This window comes from Streptomyces sp. BR1 (assembly GCF_052373795.1).
Taxonomy (GTDB): Bacteria; Actinomycetota; Actinomycetes; order Streptomycetales; family Streptomycetaceae; genus Streptomyces.
Genome location: NZ_CM126252.1, coordinates 6512529 through 6531631 on the forward strand (window position 1 = coordinate 6512529; position 19103 = coordinate 6531631).

At 71.1% G+C, this 19103-nt stretch carries 16 protein-coding genes; 6 read left to right on the top strand and 10 right to left on the bottom strand.

The genetic code is table 11. The features are described 5' to 3' along the window. Positions 1-16 precede the first annotated feature (16 nt). The 3 genes from ACT1U9_RS28625 to ACT1U9_RS28635 all read left to right on the top strand — a co-directional run bounded on the left by ACT1U9_RS28625 (position 17) and on the right by ACT1U9_RS28635 (position 6512). Entirely contained in the window at positions 17-1267 is a 1251-nt protein-coding gene (locus ACT1U9_RS28625) for a glycoside hydrolase 5 family protein (protein ID WP_444535502.1), read from the top strand. 115 nt (positions 1268-1382) lie between these two features. Continuing rightward, on the top strand, positions 1383-3407 hold the full coding sequence (locus tag ACT1U9_RS28630; protein ID WP_444535503.1) for an endo-beta-N-acetylglucosaminidase: 2025 nt from the start codon (positions 1383-1385) through the stop codon (positions 3405-3407). 60 nt (positions 3408-3467) lie between these two features. Beyond that, the gene (locus tag ACT1U9_RS28635) at positions 3468-6512 is read left to right on the top strand and encodes an alpha-mannosidase (protein WP_444535504.1); all 3045 of its coding nucleotides are present in this window, start codon (positions 3468-3470) and stop codon (positions 6510-6512) included. Here the strand turns inward: ACT1U9_RS28635 and ACT1U9_RS28640 are convergent. The 5 genes from ACT1U9_RS28640 to ACT1U9_RS28660 form a co-directional block, all read right to left on the bottom strand. Then, entirely contained in the window at positions 6475-6912 is a 438-nt protein-coding gene (locus ACT1U9_RS28640; protein ID WP_444535505.1) for an STAS domain-containing protein, read from the bottom strand. The two genes, ACT1U9_RS28635 and ACT1U9_RS28640, sit on opposite strands and share 38 nt — an antisense overlap. A gap of 115 nt (positions 6913-7027) precedes the next feature. Next, positions 7028-7759 (bottom strand): GNAT family N-acetyltransferase, encoded by a 732-nt coding sequence (locus ACT1U9_RS28645; protein ID WP_444535506.1) that lies wholly within the window; start codon positions 7757-7759, stop codon positions 7028-7030. Then, positions 7756-8682 carry an NADP-dependent oxidoreductase gene (locus tag ACT1U9_RS28650; RefSeq protein WP_444535507.1) on the bottom strand — a complete coding sequence of 309 codons (927 nt, stop codon included), beginning with the start codon at positions 8680-8682 and terminating at the stop codon, positions 7756-7758. The genes ACT1U9_RS28645 and ACT1U9_RS28650 overlap by 4 nt, the downstream gene beginning before the upstream one ends. A gap of 147 nt (positions 8683-8829) precedes the next feature. Then, positions 8830-9384: a hypothetical protein gene (locus tag ACT1U9_RS28655; RefSeq protein WP_444535508.1), complete on the bottom strand. Its 555-nt coding sequence runs from the start codon at positions 9382-9384 to the stop codon at positions 8830-8832. Positions 9385-9539: 155 nt separating this feature from the next. Further along, positions 9540-10322, bottom strand: a complete 783-nt coding sequence (locus ACT1U9_RS28660; protein WP_444535509.1) for a uracil-DNA glycosylase — start codon at positions 10320-10322, stop codon at positions 9540-9542. Positions 10323-10617: 295 nt separating this feature from the next. Between ACT1U9_RS28660 and ACT1U9_RS28665 the strand changes: the two genes are divergently transcribed. Further along, positions 10618-11115, top strand: a complete 498-nt coding sequence (locus ACT1U9_RS28665; RefSeq protein ID WP_444535510.1) for a response regulator — start codon at positions 10618-10620, stop codon at positions 11113-11115. Positions 11116-11160: 45 nt separating this feature from the next. Here the strand turns inward: ACT1U9_RS28665 and ACT1U9_RS28670 are convergent, their stop codons facing one another. The 3 genes from ACT1U9_RS28670 to ACT1U9_RS28680 form a co-directional block, all read right to left on the bottom strand. Next, the gene (locus tag ACT1U9_RS28670; protein ID WP_444535511.1) at positions 11161-12651 is read right to left on the bottom strand and encodes a SufS family cysteine desulfurase; all 1491 of its coding nucleotides are present in this window, start codon (positions 12649-12651) and stop codon (positions 11161-11163) included. After that, entirely contained in the window at positions 12638-14038 is a 1401-nt protein-coding gene (locus tag ACT1U9_RS28675; RefSeq protein WP_444535512.1) for a family 2B encapsulin nanocompartment shell protein, read from the bottom strand. Before ACT1U9_RS28675 ends, ACT1U9_RS28670 begins: the two co-directional genes overlap by 14 nt. A 325-nt stretch (positions 14039-14363) precedes the next feature. Beyond that, a complete protein-coding gene (locus ACT1U9_RS28680) occupies positions 14364-15545 on the bottom strand; it encodes an alpha/beta hydrolase (protein ID WP_444535513.1) in 1182 nt (393 codons plus the stop codon). Positions 15546-15719: 174 nt separating this feature from the next. Between ACT1U9_RS28680 and ACT1U9_RS28685 the strand changes: the two genes are divergently transcribed. Then, complete coding sequence (locus tag ACT1U9_RS28685) at positions 15720-16331, top strand: LAETG motif-containing sortase-dependent surface protein (protein ID WP_444535514.1); 612 nt, start codon at positions 15720-15722, stop codon at positions 16329-16331. Between the two features lie 55 nt (positions 16332-16386). Here ACT1U9_RS28685 and ACT1U9_RS28690 read toward each other — a convergent pair whose 3' ends face one another. Further along, the gene (locus tag ACT1U9_RS28690; RefSeq protein ID WP_444535515.1) at positions 16387-16875 is read right to left on the bottom strand and encodes an NUDIX domain-containing protein; all 489 of its coding nucleotides are present in this window, start codon (positions 16873-16875) and stop codon (positions 16387-16389) included. A 151-nt stretch (positions 16876-17026) separates the two neighbouring features. On the opposite strand from ACT1U9_RS28690, the gene ACT1U9_RS28695 reads away from it, so the two are divergent. Further along, complete coding sequence (locus tag ACT1U9_RS28695) at positions 17027-18196, top strand: phosphodiester glycosidase family protein (protein ID WP_444535516.1); 1170 nt, start codon at positions 17027-17029, stop codon at positions 18194-18196. 16 nt (positions 18197-18212) lie between these two features. Here ACT1U9_RS28695 and ACT1U9_RS28700 read toward each other — a convergent pair whose 3' ends face one another. Next, entirely contained in the window at positions 18213-18989 is a 777-nt protein-coding gene (locus ACT1U9_RS28700; protein WP_444535517.1) for a GNAT family N-acetyltransferase, read from the bottom strand. Between the last annotated feature and the right edge of the window lie 114 nt (positions 18990-19103).

Below are 19103 nucleotides of genomic sequence, written 5' to 3' on the forward strand. Positions count from 1 at the left end.
CACAGAACGGAACCGCATGCCTTCTGCCGTGCGCTTCGGCGCCAACTACACGCCCAGCCAGGGGTGGTTCCACCACTGGCTCGACTTCGACCTCGACGCGGTCCGCGCCGACCTCGACGCGATCGCGGCGCTCGGCCTCGACCACATCCGGGTCTTTCCCGTGTGGCCCTACTTCCAGCCCAACCGCACGCTGATCCGGCCGCGCGCGGTCGAGCAGCTGGTCGCGCTCGCGGACGTGGCGGCCGAGCGCGGCCTCGACGTCAACGTCGACGGGATCCAGGGCCATCTGTCGAGCTTCGACTTCCTGCCCGCGTGGACGCAGACCTGGCACCGGCGCAACCTCTTCACCGACCCCGAGGTGGTCGAGGCGCAGGCCGCGTATCTGCGTACGCTCGCCGGCGCGCTCGCCGACCGGCCCAACTTCATCGGGATGACGCTGGGCAACGAGGTCAACCAGTTCGCCTCCGGGCCGCACCCCGACCCCGACCGCATCACGTCCGCGCAGGCCGAGGCGTGGCTGCGGCGGCTGCTCGGCGCGTGCGAGGAGGGCGCGCCCGGTCGGCCTCATGTGCACGCCGAGTACGACGCGTCGTGGTACCAGGACGACCAGCCCTTCACCCCCGCGCACGCGGCGCGGCTCGGCGCGATGACCGCCGTGCACTCGTGGGTGTTCAACGGCACCGCGCAGGCGCACGGCCGCACCGGTGTCGCGACCGAGCACCACGCCGCGTATCTCGTCGAGCTGTCGAAGGCGTGGGCCGACGATCCGCACCGGCCGGTGTGGCTCCAGGAGGTCGGGGCGCCCGCGCCGCTGATCCCGGCGGGGCACGCGGCCGCCTTCACCGAGGCGACCGTGGTCAACGCGCTGGACTGCGCGGATCTGTGGGGGGTCACTTGGTGGTGCTCGCATGACGTGGATCGGTCGCTCGCGGACTTTCCTGAACTGGAGTACAGCCTCGGGTTGTTGACCAGTGGCGGGCTGGTCAAACCTGCGGGTGCGGTGGTGGCGCGGCTCGCTGAGGCGTGGCGGGGGCGGGTGCGTGCGCCTGCGGTGCGTACTACGGCGCTTGTCGTTGACGTGGGGGACGAGGTTGGTGCGCCTCGGCGGTCTGTGTGTGCGCCCGGGGGGCCCGTTTTCGAGGCGTTCGCTCGGCTTGTTGCCGATGGGGTGCGGCCTGCTGTTGTTCTTGCTGGTCGCGTGGATGACAAGTCGTACTTGGCGTCGCGGGGGATTGGGGAGGTCGTGTTCCCGGATGCGGTGAGCTGACGCGCTCGGCGGGTTCGGATATTCGTCTGCGGATCGTGCGTGGCTGGTCGCGCAGTTCCCCGCGCCCCTGGTTTGTCGCCCCACTTCGATAGGTCGAGCCGAAACGGAGATCGCCATGAAGCAGCACCCAACCCGTCGCGCCGTCGTTCTCGCCGGGGCGGGGACCGCCGCCGCCGTCGTCCTCCCCGCATCTGCCGCTCGCGCTGCGGCCGTTGACCTTCAGCCCTACGCCTCCTACTGGTATCCCGACTCGCTCCCCTCCGGGACGCCGGGGCCCGGCATCACCTGGCGGAGTCTCAAGTCGTGGCGGGTCGAGGACGACAAAGACCTTGCCTTCAATCGCGCCTCCGTGCCGCTCGCCGCGCGGTTCACCCCCGTCCCGGTGAACCGGACCGCTCGCAGGGGTCAGGCCCGTATCCAGTCGTTGGTGTCCTTCGATCACACGGCGGGCAACCCGTCCCAGGGGGCGGCCGGCGCCGACTACTACGCGCTCAGCCACTGGGCGTACCTCGACGAGCTGGTCTTCTGGGGCGGGTCGGCGGGGGAGGGGCTGATCCTGGCGCCCAACGCGCCGATCGTGGACGCCGCCCACCGCAATGGCGTGCCTGTCCTCGGTACCGTCTTTCTGCCGCCTACCGCCTGGGGCGGTGATCTGCGATGGACCCGTGACCTGGTGCGGCGCGACTCGCTCGGGCGGTTTCCGCTGGCCGCCAAGCTGGTCGAGGCCGCCATCGCGTACGGCTTCGACGGGTGGTTCCTCAATGCCGAGACCGACGGCGGCGACGCCGAACTGGGTGCCGACATGCTCGCGTTCGTACGGGACCTCAAGGCGCGGGCGAAGGCGGCCCGGCTCCGGATCACCTGGTACGACGCGATGACGACCGGCGGCGAGGTCGGCTGGCAGGGTGAACTGGACGACGAGAACAAGGAGTTCTTCGCGAGCGCCGACTCGATGTTCGTGGACTTCCGCTGGTCGCGCGCCACGCTCGCGACCTCGGGCGACCTCGCGGAGCGGCTCGGCCGCAGTCGTTACGAGCTGTGGGCGGGCGTCGACGTCGAGGCCAATGGGTGGAACACCTCGGTGGACTGGGACGCCATCGTCCCCAAGGACCGGGCGCACATCGTCTCGTACGGCCTCTACCGGCCCGAGTGGACCCGCAACCAGTTGCCCGCGGGCCGTACTCCGGCGCAGTTCCATGCAGCCGACGATCGGTTCTGGACAGGGCACTCCCTCGACCCGTCGAAGCCTGACGCAGATGGGTGGCGCGCCCCGGCGACGGTCGTGGCGGACCGGGCCACCGTCGACCGGCTGCCGTTCGCCACTTCGTTCAACACCGGGCACGGACTGCGCTGGTACGAGGGTGGCCGGGTCACCTCGACGGCCGAGTGGAACCATCTCGGGCTCCAGGACCGGCTTCCCGGTCGGCGCTGGGTTGTGCGCACGGGTGGTCGGCGGCCCGCTGTCGCCTTCGACTTCGCCGACGCGTGGCGCGGCGGATCCAGTCTCCTGGTCGACGGCGACTTCGATGCCCCGGCCACGATCGAGCTGTACGCGACCCGGCTGCCGCTGTCGAAGTCCACGGTCGTCGAGCTCACCCATCGGGCCGACGAGGGCACGGTCAAGGTCGAGCTCGCGGTCGCCCTGCGCGAGCCCGCCCGGCCGGGCGATCCCGTCCCGTACGCCTACCTCCCGGCGGGCACCCTGCGCGCGGGCAGGAGCGGCTGGACCACCTCGACCCTGCGCCTCAACTCCCTCTCTGGGACCGTCCGTTCACTCGGTGTGCGACTCACCGCCGAGGGCAGCGTGAAGTGGCGGCTCGGTGCCCTCGCCGTGCGCGACGGCGCAGCCACGCCGCCGGCCGCGCCCGCCTGGGCGCGCGTCACCGACTCCGTGACCGGCGCCACGGGCACCTCGCTGCGCTTCGCGTGGGACCGGGCGCCCGCAGCCGTGCGCCACTACGAGCTGCATCGCGTCCTGCCCGACGGAAGTCGCCGCTTCGTAGGGGGAACGTGCGGCACGGCCTTCTTCGTTCCCGGTGTGACACCGCAAGGAGCGGAGCGGTCGGCCCGGTTCGAGATACGGGCAGTCGGCGAGCTCTGCACGGCGTCCGCAGCCGTCTCCGTCGTCCATCCCTGGTAGCCCCCGCAGTCCAGCACCTCTGCACCCCGCTCGACCCTCGACCCAACGGAGCAGACCCTCATGCATGACGACCGCAACCTGGTCGAAGCCCGCCTCAAGCGTGTCCTCGACGAGCGCATCCGCCCCGCCGTGTACCCCGAATCCGTACCGCTCCAGGTGGCGGTCTGGCATGCGCCGGGCGAGCCCGTGCCGGTCGCCGAGGGGCTGGCCGGCGTCCCCGAACCGATCGCGGTCGGGGACGCGTGGGGCGCGCCGTGGGGGACCAGCTGGTTCAGGGTGACCGGGACCATTCCGCAGGGGTGGGCCGGGAGGACCGTGGAGGCGATCCTCGATCTCGGATTCGACGAGAACATGCCCGGCTTCCAGTGCGAGGGCCTCGTGTACCGGCCGGACGGCACCCCCGTGAAGGGCCTCAACCCGCGCAACCAGTGGGTGCGCATCGGGGCGCCCGTGGCGGGCGGCGAGGAGGTGCGGTTGCACATCGAGGCCGCGTCCAACCCCGTCATCCTCGACTACCACCCCTTCGTGCCGACCGCGCTCGGCGACAAGGAGACGGCGGGCAGCGAGCCGCAGTACCGGCTGGCCCGGATGGACCTCGCCGTCTTCGACGAGAGCGTCTGGCAGCTCGTCCTCGACCTGGAGGTCCTCGGCGAGCTGATGCACGAGCTGCCCGTCGAGGGCGCGCGGCGCTGGGACATCCTGCGGGCCGTCGGCCGCGCGCTGGACGTGGTGGACCTCCAGGACGTCAACGCGAGCGCGGACGCGGCCCGCGCCGAGCTCGCCGATGTCCTGGCCGTGCCTGCGGGCCCGACCGCCCACCGCATCAGCGCCGTCGGCCATGCCCATATCGACTCGGCGTGGCTGTGGCCGCTGCGCGAGACGGTGCGCAAGGTGGCCCGTACGACGTCGAACATGACCGCGCTCCTGGAGGACGAGCCGGACTTCGTCTTCACCATGTCGCAGGCGCAGCAGTTCGCCTGGATCAAGGAGCACCGGCCCGAGGTCTACGCGCGCGTGAAGAAGGCCGTGTCCGAGGGGCGGTTCGTTCCTGCGGGCGGGATGTGGGTGGAGTCGGACACCAATATGCCGGGTTCGGAGGCGATGGCGCGGCAGTTCGTGCACGGGAAGCGGTTCTTCCTGGACGAGTTCGGCATCGAGAACGACGAGGCGTGGCTGCCGGACACCTTCGGGTTCGCGGCCGGGCTGCCGCAGATCATCAAGGCGGCGGGCGCCAAGTGGCTGCTCACCCAGAAGATCTCCTGGAGCCAGACCAACAAGTTCCCGCACCACACCTTCCAGTGGGAGGGCATCGACGGCACCCGGATCTTCACCCACTTCCCGCCCGTCGACACCTACAACTGCTCGATGAAGGGCAGCGAGATCGCCCACGCGGCCCGGAACTTCAAGGACAAGGGCGCCGCCCGGCACTCGCTGGCGCCGACCGGCTGGGGCGACGGAGGCGGCGGCACCACCCGGGAGATGGTCGCGAAGGCGGCCCGGCTGCGGAACCTGGAGGGCTCGGCGACCGTTGAATGGGAGAGCCCGGCCGAATTCTTCGCCAAGGCGCAGGCGGAGTATCCCAACGCGCCGGTGTGGGTCGGCGAGCTCTATCTGGAGCTGCACCGCGCCACCCTGACCAGCCAGGCGAAGACCAAGCAGGGCAACCGCCGCAGCGAGCACCTGCTGCGCGAGGCCGAGCTGTGGGCCGCGACGGCGGCCGTGCGGGCTGGATTCCCTTATCCGTACGAGCAGTTGGACCGCATCTGGAAGACGGTCCTCCTCCATCAGTTCCACGACATCCTGCCCGGCTCCTCCATCGCCTGGGTGCACCGCGAGGCGGAGCGGACGTACGCGGCGGTCGCCGAGGAGCTGAACACGATCATCGACGGATCGCAGCGCGTGCTCGCCGGAGAGCCCACCCCCGGCCGCACGCTGGTCTTCAACTCCGCGCCGCACGCGCGCGCTTCGGTGGCGGCGGGCGCGGCGGCCGAGGCCGTCCGTAAGGGAGTGAGCCGGGCGGCGCGGCGCGAGGGCGGCGGCTTCGTCCTGAACAACGGGCTGCTGCGGGTCGAGATCGACGGCCGTGGCCTGGTGGTCTCCGCGTACGACATCGCCGCCGCCCGCGAGACGATCGCCCCCGGTCAGGCCGCGAACCTGCTCCAGATCCACCCGGACTTCCCGAACATGTGGGACGCGTGGGACGTGGACGCGTTCTACCGCAACACGGTGACCGATCTGACGGACCTCGACCAGCTCGTGGCGGTGGAGGACGGCGGGGTGGCGGCGGTCCGGATCGTGCGCACCTTCGGCGACTCCAAGGTGACCCAACTGCTGAGCCTCGCCCCGGACGCCAAGCGGCTCGACATCGACACCGAGGTCGACTGGCACGAGACGGAGAAGTTCCTCAAGGCGGCGTTCCCGCTGGACATCCACGCCGAGCGCTACGCCTCGGAGACCCAGTTCGGCCACTTCCACCGGCCGACGCACACCAACACCAGTTGGGAGGCGGCCAAGTTCGAGGCGTGCAACCACCGGTTCGTGCATCTGGCGGAGCCCGGCTGGGGCGTGGCGCTGGTCAACGACTCGACGTACGGGCACGACGTGACCCGTACGGTCCGCGACGCGGGGGACCGGGGCACGACCACCACGGTCCGCGTCTCGCTGCTGCGCGCCCCGCGCTTCCCCGACCCGGAGACCGACCAGGGCGTCCACCGCTTCCGCCACGCGCTTGTGCCGGGCGCCGGCATCGGGGACGCGGTGCGCGAGGGCTATCGCGTCAATCTGCCGGAGCGGCGGGTCGCGGGCGGGGCCGAGGTGGCGCCGCTGGTGTCCGTCGACAACGACGCGGTGGTCGTCAGCGCGGTGAAGCTCGCGGACGACGCGAGCGGCGATGTGGTCGTGCGCCTCTACGAGTCGGACGGCGGCCGGGCCCGCGCCCGGCTCACCGTGGGCTTCGCGGCGGACGCGGTGGTCGCGACCGACCTGCTGGAGCGGCCGCTGACCGAGGGCGTACAGCCCGAACTGGCCGATGGGGCAGTCGAGTTGAGCCTGCGGCCGTTCGAGCTCGTCACTCTGCGGTGGACACGGTCCGCTGCGCGGGGCTGAACGACTCCAGGGCCTGCTCCAGCGTGGGAGCAGGCCCCAGGGTGCCCACCAGGGAGGTGATCCGCAGGATCCGCAGGGTGAGCGTATGGTCGCAGGCCAGTGCCCATAAACCGCCGCGCTCGGCGGCCCGGCGGCGGCTGCGGACCAGCAGTGCCAGGCCCGAGCAGTCCAGGAACTCGATGCGGCACAGATCGACCGCGAGCGCGGGCCGATCGTGTGACGTGAGGACGTCCAGGCGCGGCTGGAGCGTCTGCACCGCGTGGATGTCGATCTCGCCGCGCAGCTCGGCGACGGTCACCCCGCGCACAGTACGCACACGCATCAGCGGCTGGCCGATGCGGCGTCTGGGCGCAGGCAGGATGTCCAGTACACCTTTGTCGATGTGTTCGTCGGAGCGCACGTCATTCCCCCCTCATACGTGGCGATATGGCGACCGGGGGCTGGGGAGGCCAAGGAGCACGCTAAGGGTTCGGCGGAGCCCGGAAGTTGCAGAAACAATTCACACGACCGTTTCATCACTCGATCGAGTGAACTAGCCCGGTCGTGGTTGCCAGTACGTTCTCCGGAACCCGGGCCGACATGAACCGGGTGGTGCGACGCAGCCGGAATCCCAGCGACTCGTACAGCCGGATCGCGTTGGTGTTGCGTGCGCCGGTGTGCAGGAAGGGGCGCTCGCCGCGGGCGCGGATGTTCGCGGCGACCGCGAGGACCAGCTTGGTGCCCAGGCCCTGGCCGCGGTATGCGTCATCGGTGCAGACCGCGCTGATCTCCGTCCAGCCCGGCGGGTGCAGCCGCTCCCCGGCCATCGCGACCAGGGCGCCGTCCCTGCGTACGCCGAGATAGGTGCCGAGCTCGATGGTGCGCGGCAGGAACGGGCCCGGCTGCGTCCGCTCCACCAGTTCCAGCATCTCGGGCACATCGGCCGTGCCGAGCACGACCGCCTCCTCGAAGGGTGCGTCGGGCACCCCGTCGTCGACGAGCTGGACGCCGTCCGCCTCGAACGTCAACTCCCAGCCGGGCGGCGGCCGATGGTCCATCCCGAGCAGCGGAACCACCCCGCCGGGCCCGGCCAGCGCGGCCAGATCGGCCCAGTCCTCGGGCCCGGGCTCGTCGGAGATCGCCAGCCACGGCGTCACCTCGGGCGGATACCGCAGCACCCGCCCGAAGCGCTCGGCGAAGTGCGCGTGCGGGCCGGTCAGCGAGGTGCGCGCGGGGTTGTCGAGGGGGTGCGGGGTGAACTCGTTCACCGGCCCACCTCGATCACGACCTTGCCGCGCGCGTGGCCGTCCTCGACCGTCCGCAGCGCGTCGGCCGCGCGCTGGAGCGGGAAGGTGGCCGTGACGTGCGGGCGCAGCGCCCCGCTGAGCACGAGCTTCGCCACCTCGTCCAGGACCTCGGCGGTGCGGGCGCGCTGGACGGGCGAGCCGCCGAGCTTGAGTGCCGCCGGCGGGTCGGCGGCCGTGATCAGCTTCGTACGGTCCTCGACGAGCTCGGCCACCTCTGCCAGCACCTCGCCGCCGACCAGGTCGAAGACCGCGTCGACCGTGCCGCCGGGGGCCGCGGCCCGGACGCGGTCGGCGAGAGCGCCACCGGCCGAGGGGACGTGGAGCGCGCCGAGCGCCTCCACGAAGTCCTTCTTGCCCTCGCTCGCCGTGCCCACGACTCGCAGGCCGAAGGCCCGGGCGATCTGGGCCGCGGCCACGCCCACCCCGCCGCCGACGCCCGTGATCAGCAGCGTCGACCCGGTCGGCAGCGCCAGCTGGCGCAGCCCGTCGTACGCGGTCGCTGCGGCCACCGGGAGTGTCGCCGCATCGGCGAAGGACAGCGCCTCGGGCTTGTGCGCGGCTATGGAGGCGGGTAGCAGCGCGTACTCCGCGTAACCGCCGCCGACCGGATTGCCGAAGACGGCGTCCCCGACCGCGAAGCCCGTGACATCCGGCCCCAGCGCCACGACCTCACCGGCTATCTCACTGCCGAACACGGCGGGCAGCGGTGTCTCCGGCGCCCCTGGCCTGCGGAAACCATTGCGCAGTTTCCAGTCGACCGGGTTCACCCCGGCCGCGCGGACCGCGACCAGCAGCTGGCCGGGGCCGGGCTCGGGCCGGTCCCGCTCGATGAAGGCCTCGGTCTCGGGCCCACCGTTGTGGGTGTACGCGTACGCCTTGGGCATCTGCCGTCTCCTCGCTCTCAGCAGCTCCAAGGTCGAATCGGGTACCGCTATTCCCGACCGGGCCCGCTGTTCACGCGATGGCAATGAAACAGGCGACACGTGACAGGGCCCGGAGTCGCCTCCGGGCCCTGTCCCCGCAAGGGGTGCTCAGCAGTTCGGTACGTCGCCGTCGGCCTGGAAGAAGGCCGCCGTGGCCCAGCCCTGGGCGCCGGTCAGCCAGTACCAGGTCGAGGTTCCGTTGACATTCGAACCGTGTGTCTTGCACGCGATCCGGTCCGTGCTGCCCGGGCTGAGGGCGACGACGACGTCGGCGTTCAGGCTCGGGTTGTCGCGGACGTTCAGCTCGATACGGGAGGTCACCGTGCCGAATACGCGTCCGTCGTCATGGCGGCCGTCGTCATGCCGATGATCATCATGACGCCCGTCGTCGTGACGTCCATCGTCATGGCGTCCGTCGCCACCGTGGTCGTGGCCGCCCCAGTCCCGTCCGCCGTCGTGGTTGTCCCAGCTCCTGCCGTTGTCCTGGCTGCTCCACCCCCAGCCGCTGGCGCTCCATGCCCACTGGGTGTCGTGATTGCGGTCGTGACCGTCGCCCCCGTCGTGCGCCGGGGCGGCCGCTGCCGTGGTGGCGAGACCGCCTATGGCCAGGCCGCACGACAGCAGGGTCGTGGCGGCCGCTCGACGTATCCGTCCGGTACCCATACCGGCTCCTTTCGTCGCTCCCGCCCCTTTTGCCCATCCCTTCCATGACACACCCGCACCGTGCGGGATGCGATCCGGCGGGGAAATCCGCCCCGGAAACGGTCACTTAGCGTCAGAATTCCGGTCGATGTTCAACTAAAAGTCGTCGGTGCGCGTCATAGGTCCGACAGCCGTGCGGCCTCCCGGAACACGTCCACGAGCATCGGCAACGTCAGCCGTCCCGTATTGGTGTTGTGCTGGCTCGGGTGGTAACACCCCAGTACGTTCAGGGCGTTGCGGCCCTCGTCCGTGCCGGGCAGTGTCACCCGCACCGCGTGCCCGAACTTCGGCCGGGGGCGCGGGACCTCCCAGCCCGCCGAGCTCAGCACCGGGAACAGCGCCTGCCAGCCGAACGCGCCGAGCACCACGACCGTACGCAACGTCGGGCTCAGTAGCTCCAGTTCGGCCGCCAGCCACGGGCGGCAGGTGTCGCGCTCCTCGGGAGTCGGCTTGTTGTCCGGCGGCGCGCAGTGCACGGGCGCCGCGAGCCGTACGCCGCGCAGCGCGAGCCCGTCGTCGGCGTCGACCGACTCCGCCTGCGAGGCGAGGCCCACGGCGTGCAGCGCGGCGAAGAGGCTGTCGCCGGACGCGTCCCCGGTGAACATCCGGCCGGTCCGGTTGCCGCCGTGCGCGGCCGGGGCGAGACCCACGACCGCCACGGCCGCGTCGGGCGGGCCGAAGCCGGGCACCGGCCGTCCCCAGTACTCCCAGTCCCGGAAGGCGGCCCGCTTGGTGGCGGCGACCTCCTCGCGCCACGCCACCAGCCTCGGGCAGGCCCGGCAGCGGATCACCTGGGCGTCGAGCTCGTCGAGGCTGCGGCAGTGCGGCGCCCGGTGCGCGGGAAACGCGGGATCGTCCACGCGCGCCGACGCGCCCGCGGTCTTCTGGGCCTTCGTCATTCCCTCACGCTAAGGCGGCCCGGTCGGCCGCGCCGGTCCACCAGGAGCGCAGAAGAGCCAAAATGGGGAGTGACAACCGGCCGAATCAATTCGAACGGGACGAGCTCCGGAGTGCCAGGGATCGTACGCGAAGCTTCCGTTTGCGCTGGCGGACGCCCGTAGACGACCGCCGCCGGACCCCCGGGGCCATCGGGCGGGGGCGCAGATGCCGTTGGCAGGTACCCCTGGCCTCCTGCCGCTCCGCCTCCGGTCGCACTACTGTGAAAGTCCGGCTGCAGGGGAGTGTGGTTGGGGCGTGGACAGTACGTGGAAGATCCTTGTGGTGGACGACCGCGAGGACAACCTCTTCGCGATGGAGAGTGTGTTACGTCCCATCGGCCGGCCGGTGATCTGCGCGCGCAACGGCGACGAAGCCCTGAAGACCGTACTGCGCGGCGGTGTCGCCGTGATCCTGCTCGATGTGCTGATGCCGCACATGGACGGCCTCGAAGTGGTCGAATACCTTAAGCGGCTCGATCACACCCGTTCTCTCCCGGTCATCCTGGTGACCGGGATCGGCCGCGACGACGACCTCGCGGCCCGCGCGTACCACTTGGGCGTCGCGGACTTCCTGGTGAAGCCGGTCGACCCCTGGGCGGTGCGGTCCAAGGTCCGCGTCCTCGCCGACCTCTATGTGGAGAACCAGAACCTGCGCCGCCGCGTCGACGCCCTGAGCGCGCCCCGGGCCGAGCTGCCCCCGGTGGTCCCGCCGCAGCATCCCCATCGCGGGCCCCAGCGGGCGGACATCGGCTGACGGGTGCCGGACGAGAACGTCCGGCACCCGTCAGCCGTCCGGCGATCAGGCCGCCTGCTGCAACTGCCGCAGCGACGCCACCAGTTGGTCGACCTCCTGCGAGGTGTTGTAGAGCGCGAGCGACGCGCGCGCGGCCGATTCGAGGCCGTAGTGCGCGAGCGCGGGCTGCGCGCAGTGGTGGCCCGCGCGAATCGCGATCCCGTCGCGGTCCAGCCAGTCGGCGATGGTGCCCGGGTCCTGGCCCGCGAGCGTGAACGTCAGCACCGCGATCCGCTCGGGCGCGGCGCCCACCAGCTCCAGACCGGGCACGGTGGCCATTGCCTGCTGGGCGTAGGCCATCAGCCCTTCCTCGTACGCGGCGACGGCGTTGCGGTCGAAGCCGCTCAGCCAGTTCAGCGCGGCGAGGAGCCCCACCACACCGCCGATGTTGCCGGTCCCGGCCTCCAGGCGGTGGGGGACCGGCGCGAAGGTGGTCTTGCCGAAGTCCACCGAGTCGATCATGTTGCCGCCGCCCTGATAGGGCCGCATCGACTCCAGGATCTCCGGCTTGGCGTAAAGCGCGCCGATGCCGGTCGGGGCGAACAGCTTGTGCCCCGAGAACGCGTAGAAGTCCGCGTCCAGGTCCTGCACGTCCACCGGGAAGTGGGCGACCGCCTGCGCCCCGTCCACCAGCACCTTCGCCCCGTACCGATGGGCCAGCGCGGTCATCTCCTTGACCGGCGGGACCGTCCCGAGGACGTTGGAGGCATGGCTCAGGGCGACCAGCTGGGTCCGTGAGGAGAGCAGATCGGCGTACGCGGTCTGGTCGATCTCCCCTTCCGGCGTCAGCGGAATGGGGACCACCCGCGCCCGGGTCTCCTTGGCGATCAGCTGCCAGGGCACGATGTTGGAGTGGTGCTCCAGGACCGGTACGAGGATGTCGTCGCCGGGTCCGAGGTTGTCCCGGCCCCAGGTCTGCGCCACCAGGTTGATGGCCTCGGTGGTGCCCCGCACGAACACGATGCTCTCGGGCGCCGGGGCCCCCAGGAACGACGCGACCGCCGCGCGCCCCGCCTCGTACATCTCGGTGGCCTCGCGCGCCATGGTGTGCGCGCCCCGGTGGATGTTGGAGTTGGCGGCGCCGTAGTACGCGCCGAGCGCCTCGATCACCTGGCGGGGCTTCTGTGTGGTCGCGCCGTTGTCCAGCCACACCAGCGGATGGCCGTTGACCGTGCGGTGCAGGATCGGCACGTCCGCGCGGGCCGCCTCGGGCGAGAAGACACCCGGCATGGCAGGGCGTTGCGCCATGTCGGGACGGGCCGCGCCGGGACCCGCCATGTCGAGCCCGCTGGCCTCCGGGCGGGCGGTGTCCAGGGGCGGCATCCCGGGGGCTGCGGCTTCCGGGCGGGCGGTGTCGAGAGACGGCATCCCGAGTCCCGTGGCTTCCGGGCGGGCCGCGCCGGTCATGTCGAGCCCCGTCGCCTCCGGCCGCGCCGTGTCCAGGCGCGGTATCCCGAGGCCCGCGGCCTCGGGGCGCACAACGTCAGGAGTAGTCATGGTAGTTGCCGACCTCGACGTTCTGCAGCACGGCGATGGCGTCCTCCACCAGCACGGCCGTGTTGAAGTAGGCGGTCATCAGATACGAGGTGATGCCCTTCTGGTCGACGCCCATGTTCCGTACGGACAGGCCCGGTTCGGCCTCGTCCGCGACGTGGGAGGGGCGCAGGCCGACCACGCCCTGCTCGGCCTCGCCCATCCGCATCAGCAGGATCTCGGTGGTGCCGTGGCCGTTGCCGCCGTTGCTGAACTTGACCTTGTCCGACGGCAGCAGCGGCACGCCGCGCCAGGTGATCAGCGGGCTGCCGAACCGGGTGTCCGTGACCGGGGGCACCCCCCGCCGGGTACATTCGCGGCCGAACGCGGCGATCGCCCGGGGGTGCGCGAGGAAGTACGCGGGCTGCTTCCACACCCGGGTCAGCAGCTCGTCCAGGTCGTCCGGGGTGGGCGAGCCGGTGCGGGCCTGCACGCGCTGACCCGCGGAGACGTTGTTGAACAGACCGAACTCGGGGTGGTTCAGGAGCAGGTTCTCCTGGCGCTCGCGCAGCGCCTGGATGGTGAGGTTGTGCTGGGCGCGGGTCTGGTCGATGGGACCGTTGTAGAGGTCGGCGACACGGCTGTGGACCTTCAGCACGGTCTGCGCCAGCGTCATGTGGTACTCGCGCGGCTCGTCCTCGTAGTCGACGAACGTGGCGGGCAGATCCGGCTCGCCGACATGTCCGGAGGAGAGGTCCACCGGCACCTCGCCGCCCGGCGGCATGTGGTTCCCGGCGGCGTAGTCCTCCATCGCGGCCCGGACCCCCGCGTCCCGGTCGGTGAGGGCGGCGAGCGCGCTGCGTTCGGCGACGAGCGCCACGCCCGGCGTGAGCGCCTGGACGCGGTACGGCATGGGCTCGGACCTGGTCCAGGACGCCAGGTCGAAGAACTGCCCGTCGCCCACGACCTCCAGGAGTTCGTCCTGGCCGTAGCGGCCGGTCAGGCGCTTCTCGGCGCGGCCGCTCACGATCACCCACAGCCGGTCGGCCGGGCCGCCGCTCTGCGCGAGCACCTGCCCCGACTCGAAGGTGACCTCGGTGAACGCGCCCGCGAGTTCGGTCAGGAGCGCGTCGTCCGCGTCGCCCAGGAAGGGCAGCTCGCGTAAGTCGCCGGGGACGACGCGGTTGGTGCCGTCGTTGTCGGTGTAGGTGTCGATCCGGTCGTCGCCGAGTACGAAGGTCCGGCGGCGGTTGACCCGGTAGACACCGGATTCCAGATCGACCCAGGGGAGCGCACGCAGCAGATAGCGCGGGGTGATGCCGCGCATCTGCGGTGTGGTCTTGGTGGCGGTGGCGAGCTGCCGTGCCGCGTCCGTGCCGAGACTCTGCCGGTTGTTCACGGGAACGCTCATAGGACCCTCCTCGAAGACATGTGGGGCGACCGCGCCGGGTCGTCGCACAGGAACGAGGACCGATCGTCTGCTCGCCCGACGGGGGTCCACAAGACGCCAATTGACGGGGCGCGGACCCGACCGGCCTGAAACCGTTCCTTCACGCAATGCGCGAGTGAAATGGAAGTGGTCATTCTGCCGCCCGCCTGCTTGCGAGCACTGGCCTGGCGGCGGTCGGAGCCTCATTTCCGGGCTTTTTGAAGAGAATTCAATTGCCCGCGAAAAGGCGTGATATGACCCAATGGCGAGGCTATGAGCGCCTGAAAGTCCGGCTTATGACGGCCGATTAGGGAGTGGGCGATCCCCAGCCATTGGGGCACTGGGCGAAAGGTGTTCCGTAGACGAGCGAGACGAAGTCCTTGAGGTCTTCGGTCCAGTACTGATAGCTGTGTTCACCGGGTCCGGTGCAGAAACGGTGCTGGGCGCCGCGGCTGTCGAGGTTCTCGTGCAGGGTGTGGTTCCAGCCGTAGATATCGGTTTCACCGGTCCCGTCGGCCCCGCCGGCGTATACGGCGAGTTTCCCGGCGTATCCGTTGTACGCGTCGTGCAGCGCGAGACTCACGGGGGTGACGGCGGGCCGGCCGCTCTGCGGGCCGAACACCGTCTCCATGCGGTGGAGGGTGTCGCCGCCCACGCGGTACCAGGGGTTGAGCAGCCCGGTCCAGCCGATCGAGGCGCCCACCTCCCACATCGAATCGGCGATGATCTTCTGGGCGTTGGCCTGGTAGAGGTCGGTGCCCGCCGAGAACGCGCCCACCGCCGAGAACAGCTCCGGATGGCGCCCGCCGTAGCGCAGCGCTCCGTAACCGCCCATGGAGACACCGGCGATGGCGCGGCCGGAACGTCCCCTCACCGTATTGAAGTTGGCGTCGATCCACGGCAGCAGCTGCTCGACGTGGAACGTCTCCCACTGCGGGGCGAAGTGGCCGTCGGTGCCCCCGGCCCAGTCGCTGTACCAGCCCGCGCGGCCGCCCTCCGGCATCACCACGATCCCGTCGAACGCCGAACCGGCCAGCGTGGCGGCCACGTTGCCGGAGTCCGACTGCGACCACTGCTGGAAGTCGGCGCCACCGCCGTGCAGCAGATACAGCACGGGGTACGGCCTGGCCGGATCGCTGCGGTATCCGGCCGGGAGGTAGATCCTGACCTTGACCGGGACCTGTACCGGGTTGATCCACGGGGTGCCGCCGCGCGGGGTGAAGATCGCGACGGTGGTGAAGGTGGCGTCGGCCATCCGGTCCCCGTACCCGGCGACGGGTGACCAGCTCTTCAAGGTCAGGCCATGGGAGTTGGGCTGGGGGAGAGGTGGCAGGTCCGTGGCGGAACGTATGGATCCGGCCGCAGCGGAACGTACGGATCCGGTCTCGTTTCCCGCTGCGGACGCACCCGTGACCGACAGGCCCAGGGCGAGCGCGGACGTGACGGCAAGGGCTCCAACTGCTCTGTGCAGCAAGAAAGTTCGTCTCATGGTGTCCCCCTGGTGGTGTGCATGACGGCGGTGGCGCGTGTATAGCACGGCTGTGCCATCCGGAACAGGACAGGTGGCGCCAGTGATGTGCGGGACAGCCGGTCGGCCATGGGGCGGGAGCGGTACTGTGCGCGCACCGTCAATCCGGCGGTGCGGTAACAGTGGAGGATTTTTGTGACCGTCAACAGAGGAACGGGGCGTCGTCGGGGAGCGCTCATAGGGGCAGCCGCGGTGGGTCTCGTCGGCGTCGGCCTGACCGCGGTGCCCGCCCAGGCGCACACCCCGGTGTGGCAGGTGACCTGCACCCAGGTCACCGTGGACCTGACCAGGTACTCCGAGCAGGCCGTGAACACGGTGACCATCACGGCGGACGGCAAGGACCTGCTGCCCACCGAGCAGTTCAAGGGCGAGTTCCACAAGAAGGTGCAACTCCCCGACCACGAGAAGCAGTTGACCCTGCGGCTCGTCGTGAAGGCGGGCGACGGGGACCAGTACTCGCGGGACGAGACCAAGACCGCGCCGGTGTGCGACACCCCTCCGCCCACCAAGCCGTCGACCAAGCCGTCCCCGCCGGCCAAGCCGAGCCCGACCCCCTCGGCGAAGCCCAGCAAGCCCGCCCCCGGCCCCGCCACGTCCTCGGCCCCGGCGCCCCAGCCGAGCGCCAACCTGGCCGAGACCGGTTCGTCGGGCTCGACCCCGCTCGTCGCCGGGATGGGCGGTGCCGTACTGCTCGCGGGCGGCGGCATCGTATGGGCCGCGCGCAGGCGCCGTACCGGAGAGCACTGAGCCACGCACCCCGTGACGGCTGCGCCGGTGATCCGCGATCCGGACACCGGCGCAGTCATGTTCCCGGTCGGTCCCCGGCGTCGTCCAGCAGCGCCGCCAGCCGTTCGAGGAACACCCGCTGGCCCGCCACCAGCTTCTGTGACGCCGCGTCGGGCGCCAGCCAGGCGAAGCGGTCGATCTCGGGGAACTCCTGCATCGTGCCGGAGCCCCGTGGCCACTCCATCGTGAAGGTGCCGGGCACCACGGCGGCGAGGTCGACGTCGGCCTCGACCGCCCAGACGGTCACCACCTTGCCGCTGGCCTGCCGGGACTCGCCGAGCGGCACCGGCGTGCCCTCGGGGGCGGGCAGGCCCAGCTCCTCCTCGAACTCGCGCAGCGCGGCCGCTTCCGGCGCTTCCTCCGGCTCGTACTCGCCCTTGGGGATCGACCAGGCCGAGGCGTCCCGCCCGGCCCAGAACGGCCCGCCCATGTGCCCGATCAGCACCTCGACACCGAGGTCGGTACGGCGATAGCAGAGGAGTCCCGCGCTGCGTTTCCCGGCCATGGCGACCAGTGTGGCCGGTGATTAGGTTCCGGGCGATCGGGTTATAGCAGACAAGAGCCCGATATCTACGTATTCAGGGCGCGTGTCTTTCCGGAACCAGTCCGAAGTCCGTTGGGCGTCGTCCCGGGACACGCCTCGGAGAGGGAGCGCCGTGGCCCGTCGCCGTCTGCTGCCGTGGAAGCACCGCAGGGATCTGACCCCGCCCCAGCTGAGCCGGCGCCGCATAGCCGTCCGGTCCACGCTTGCGGTCTGCGTGCTGGGCGCAGGGACGGTGGGCTGGTCGGTGTCGGACGCGCTGACCTATCCGGGTGATGACAGCACGGCGGCCCGCCTCGCGGGCTGGGCGCGCGAACACCGGCTGGGCTTCGTCGTCGACAAGCTGGAGAACCTGCAGTACGAACTGGATCCGCCGAAGGTCGGCGGCACGCTGCCGCAGGAGTCCCTGGCCCGGATGCGCAAGGCGGCCGCGCTCCCGCCGCCCGCCGCGCGGAGCGGACTGCCGCTGCGCGCGCCGATGCGGCCGCTGGTCGCCCCGGCGCTGCCCGGCGAGGGCGTGTGGCGTCCGCTGGTGGAGGCCCACGGCCGCCCGATCGTGCAGGGCACGTACGTCCGTCCCGACTCCGCCCACACCTCGTACGAGGCGGCCGTCGCATGGGTCAGCGTCAAGGACGCCCGCTTCCAGCTGCACCCCGGACTGCGCGAGCCGGGCGGTGCGTTCTCCGTACCGCCGAACATCCCCAAGGGGGAGCGTACGGGCCTGGTGGCGTCCTGGAACGGCGGCTTCAAGGTCACCGACGGCGGCTCCCGTGGCGGCTTCTACCTCGACGGCAGAACCGCCGGGGAGCTCCGCGACGGCGCCGCCTCCGAGGTGTTCTACCGCGACGGCTCGATCCGGATCGGGGTGTGGGGCCGGGACATGCGGATGACGCCCGATGTCGTCGGGGTGCGGCAGTGTCTGGAGCTGATGGTCGACGGCGGCTCGGTCGTCCCGGACATCGACGACGACTCCAAGTGGGGTGCCACCGACCAGAGCAAGATGTACGTGGCGCGCTCCGGGGTCGGGGTCACGGCGGACGGCGACGTCATCATGGTCGTCGGCCAGGCGCTGTCGGCCCGTACGCTCGCCGAACTCATGGAGCGCGCGGGCGCGGTGCGGGCCATGCCGCTCGACATGAACCGCGCCTGGCCGTCCTTCATGAGCTACGACGGCAGCCGCACCCCGGACAGCCCGGTGCCCACCAACATCCTCGACTTCGAGAACCCGCCGGAGCGCTACTACAACCAGGCCACCCGCGACTTCGTCGCCGTCTACGCCCGCTGAACCGCCCGCGTACGGCCTACGGCTCGTAGTTGTACGGAGTGGTCGTGCTCAACTGCGCGAAGCCCAGGCGGTGCAGGATCGGACGGCTGTCGTCGGAGGCGTCGACCTGGAGATAGCGGTATCCGCGCTCGGCGGCGATACGGGCGCGGTACGAGACAAGCGCGCGGTAGATGCCCTTGCCGCGCCAGGCCTCGGCGGTGCCGCCGCCCCAGAGCCCGGCGAACTGCGTGCCCGGGATCAGTTCCATCCGGGCGCCGGAGACCGGCACGCCGTGCGCCGTCGCGAGCACCGCGACCAGGGTGTCGGGCGCCTCGGCGAGCTGGAGCTTCATGGCCCGGGCGAACCGCGAGGAGTCGGTGCCGAACGCCTGCTCGTGGACGGCCGCCATCAGGTCGATCCCGGCCTCGTCGGTCACCGGCACCAGCTCGATGCCCTCGGCCAGTGCCACCTCGCCGGCCTGCGCCGCGCTCTCGGCGATCATCAGGGCCTCGGTGGGCTCCGGCGTGAACCCGGCCGCCAGGAGCCGTTCGCCGAGGTCGCCGGGGGTGTCGTGGGCGTACTGCTTCCACTCGAACTCGCGGCCGAGCTCGGTGAAGTACCGCACCTGCTCGGCGATTTCGTGGTCGGCGCCCGCCTCGTCGAGGTCCGACCAGATGACCCCGTTCCAGCCCGGGTAGGAGCCGATATACCGCACCACGCCGCCCACCCGCTCGACCCGGGATCCGGGACCCTCGGGCCGCGCGCCCTCGCGCATCTGCTGGTCGAACAGGGCCAGCACCTTTTCGTTGTCCATTCGCACACTTCAACATCGCGGGACCCGGCTGACAAACGGGTTTCGGACCGCGGTGGCGGAGCGCGCCGGAGGGAGCGGGTCCGGCTACAACCCCTGCGGTAGAGCGTGCACCGC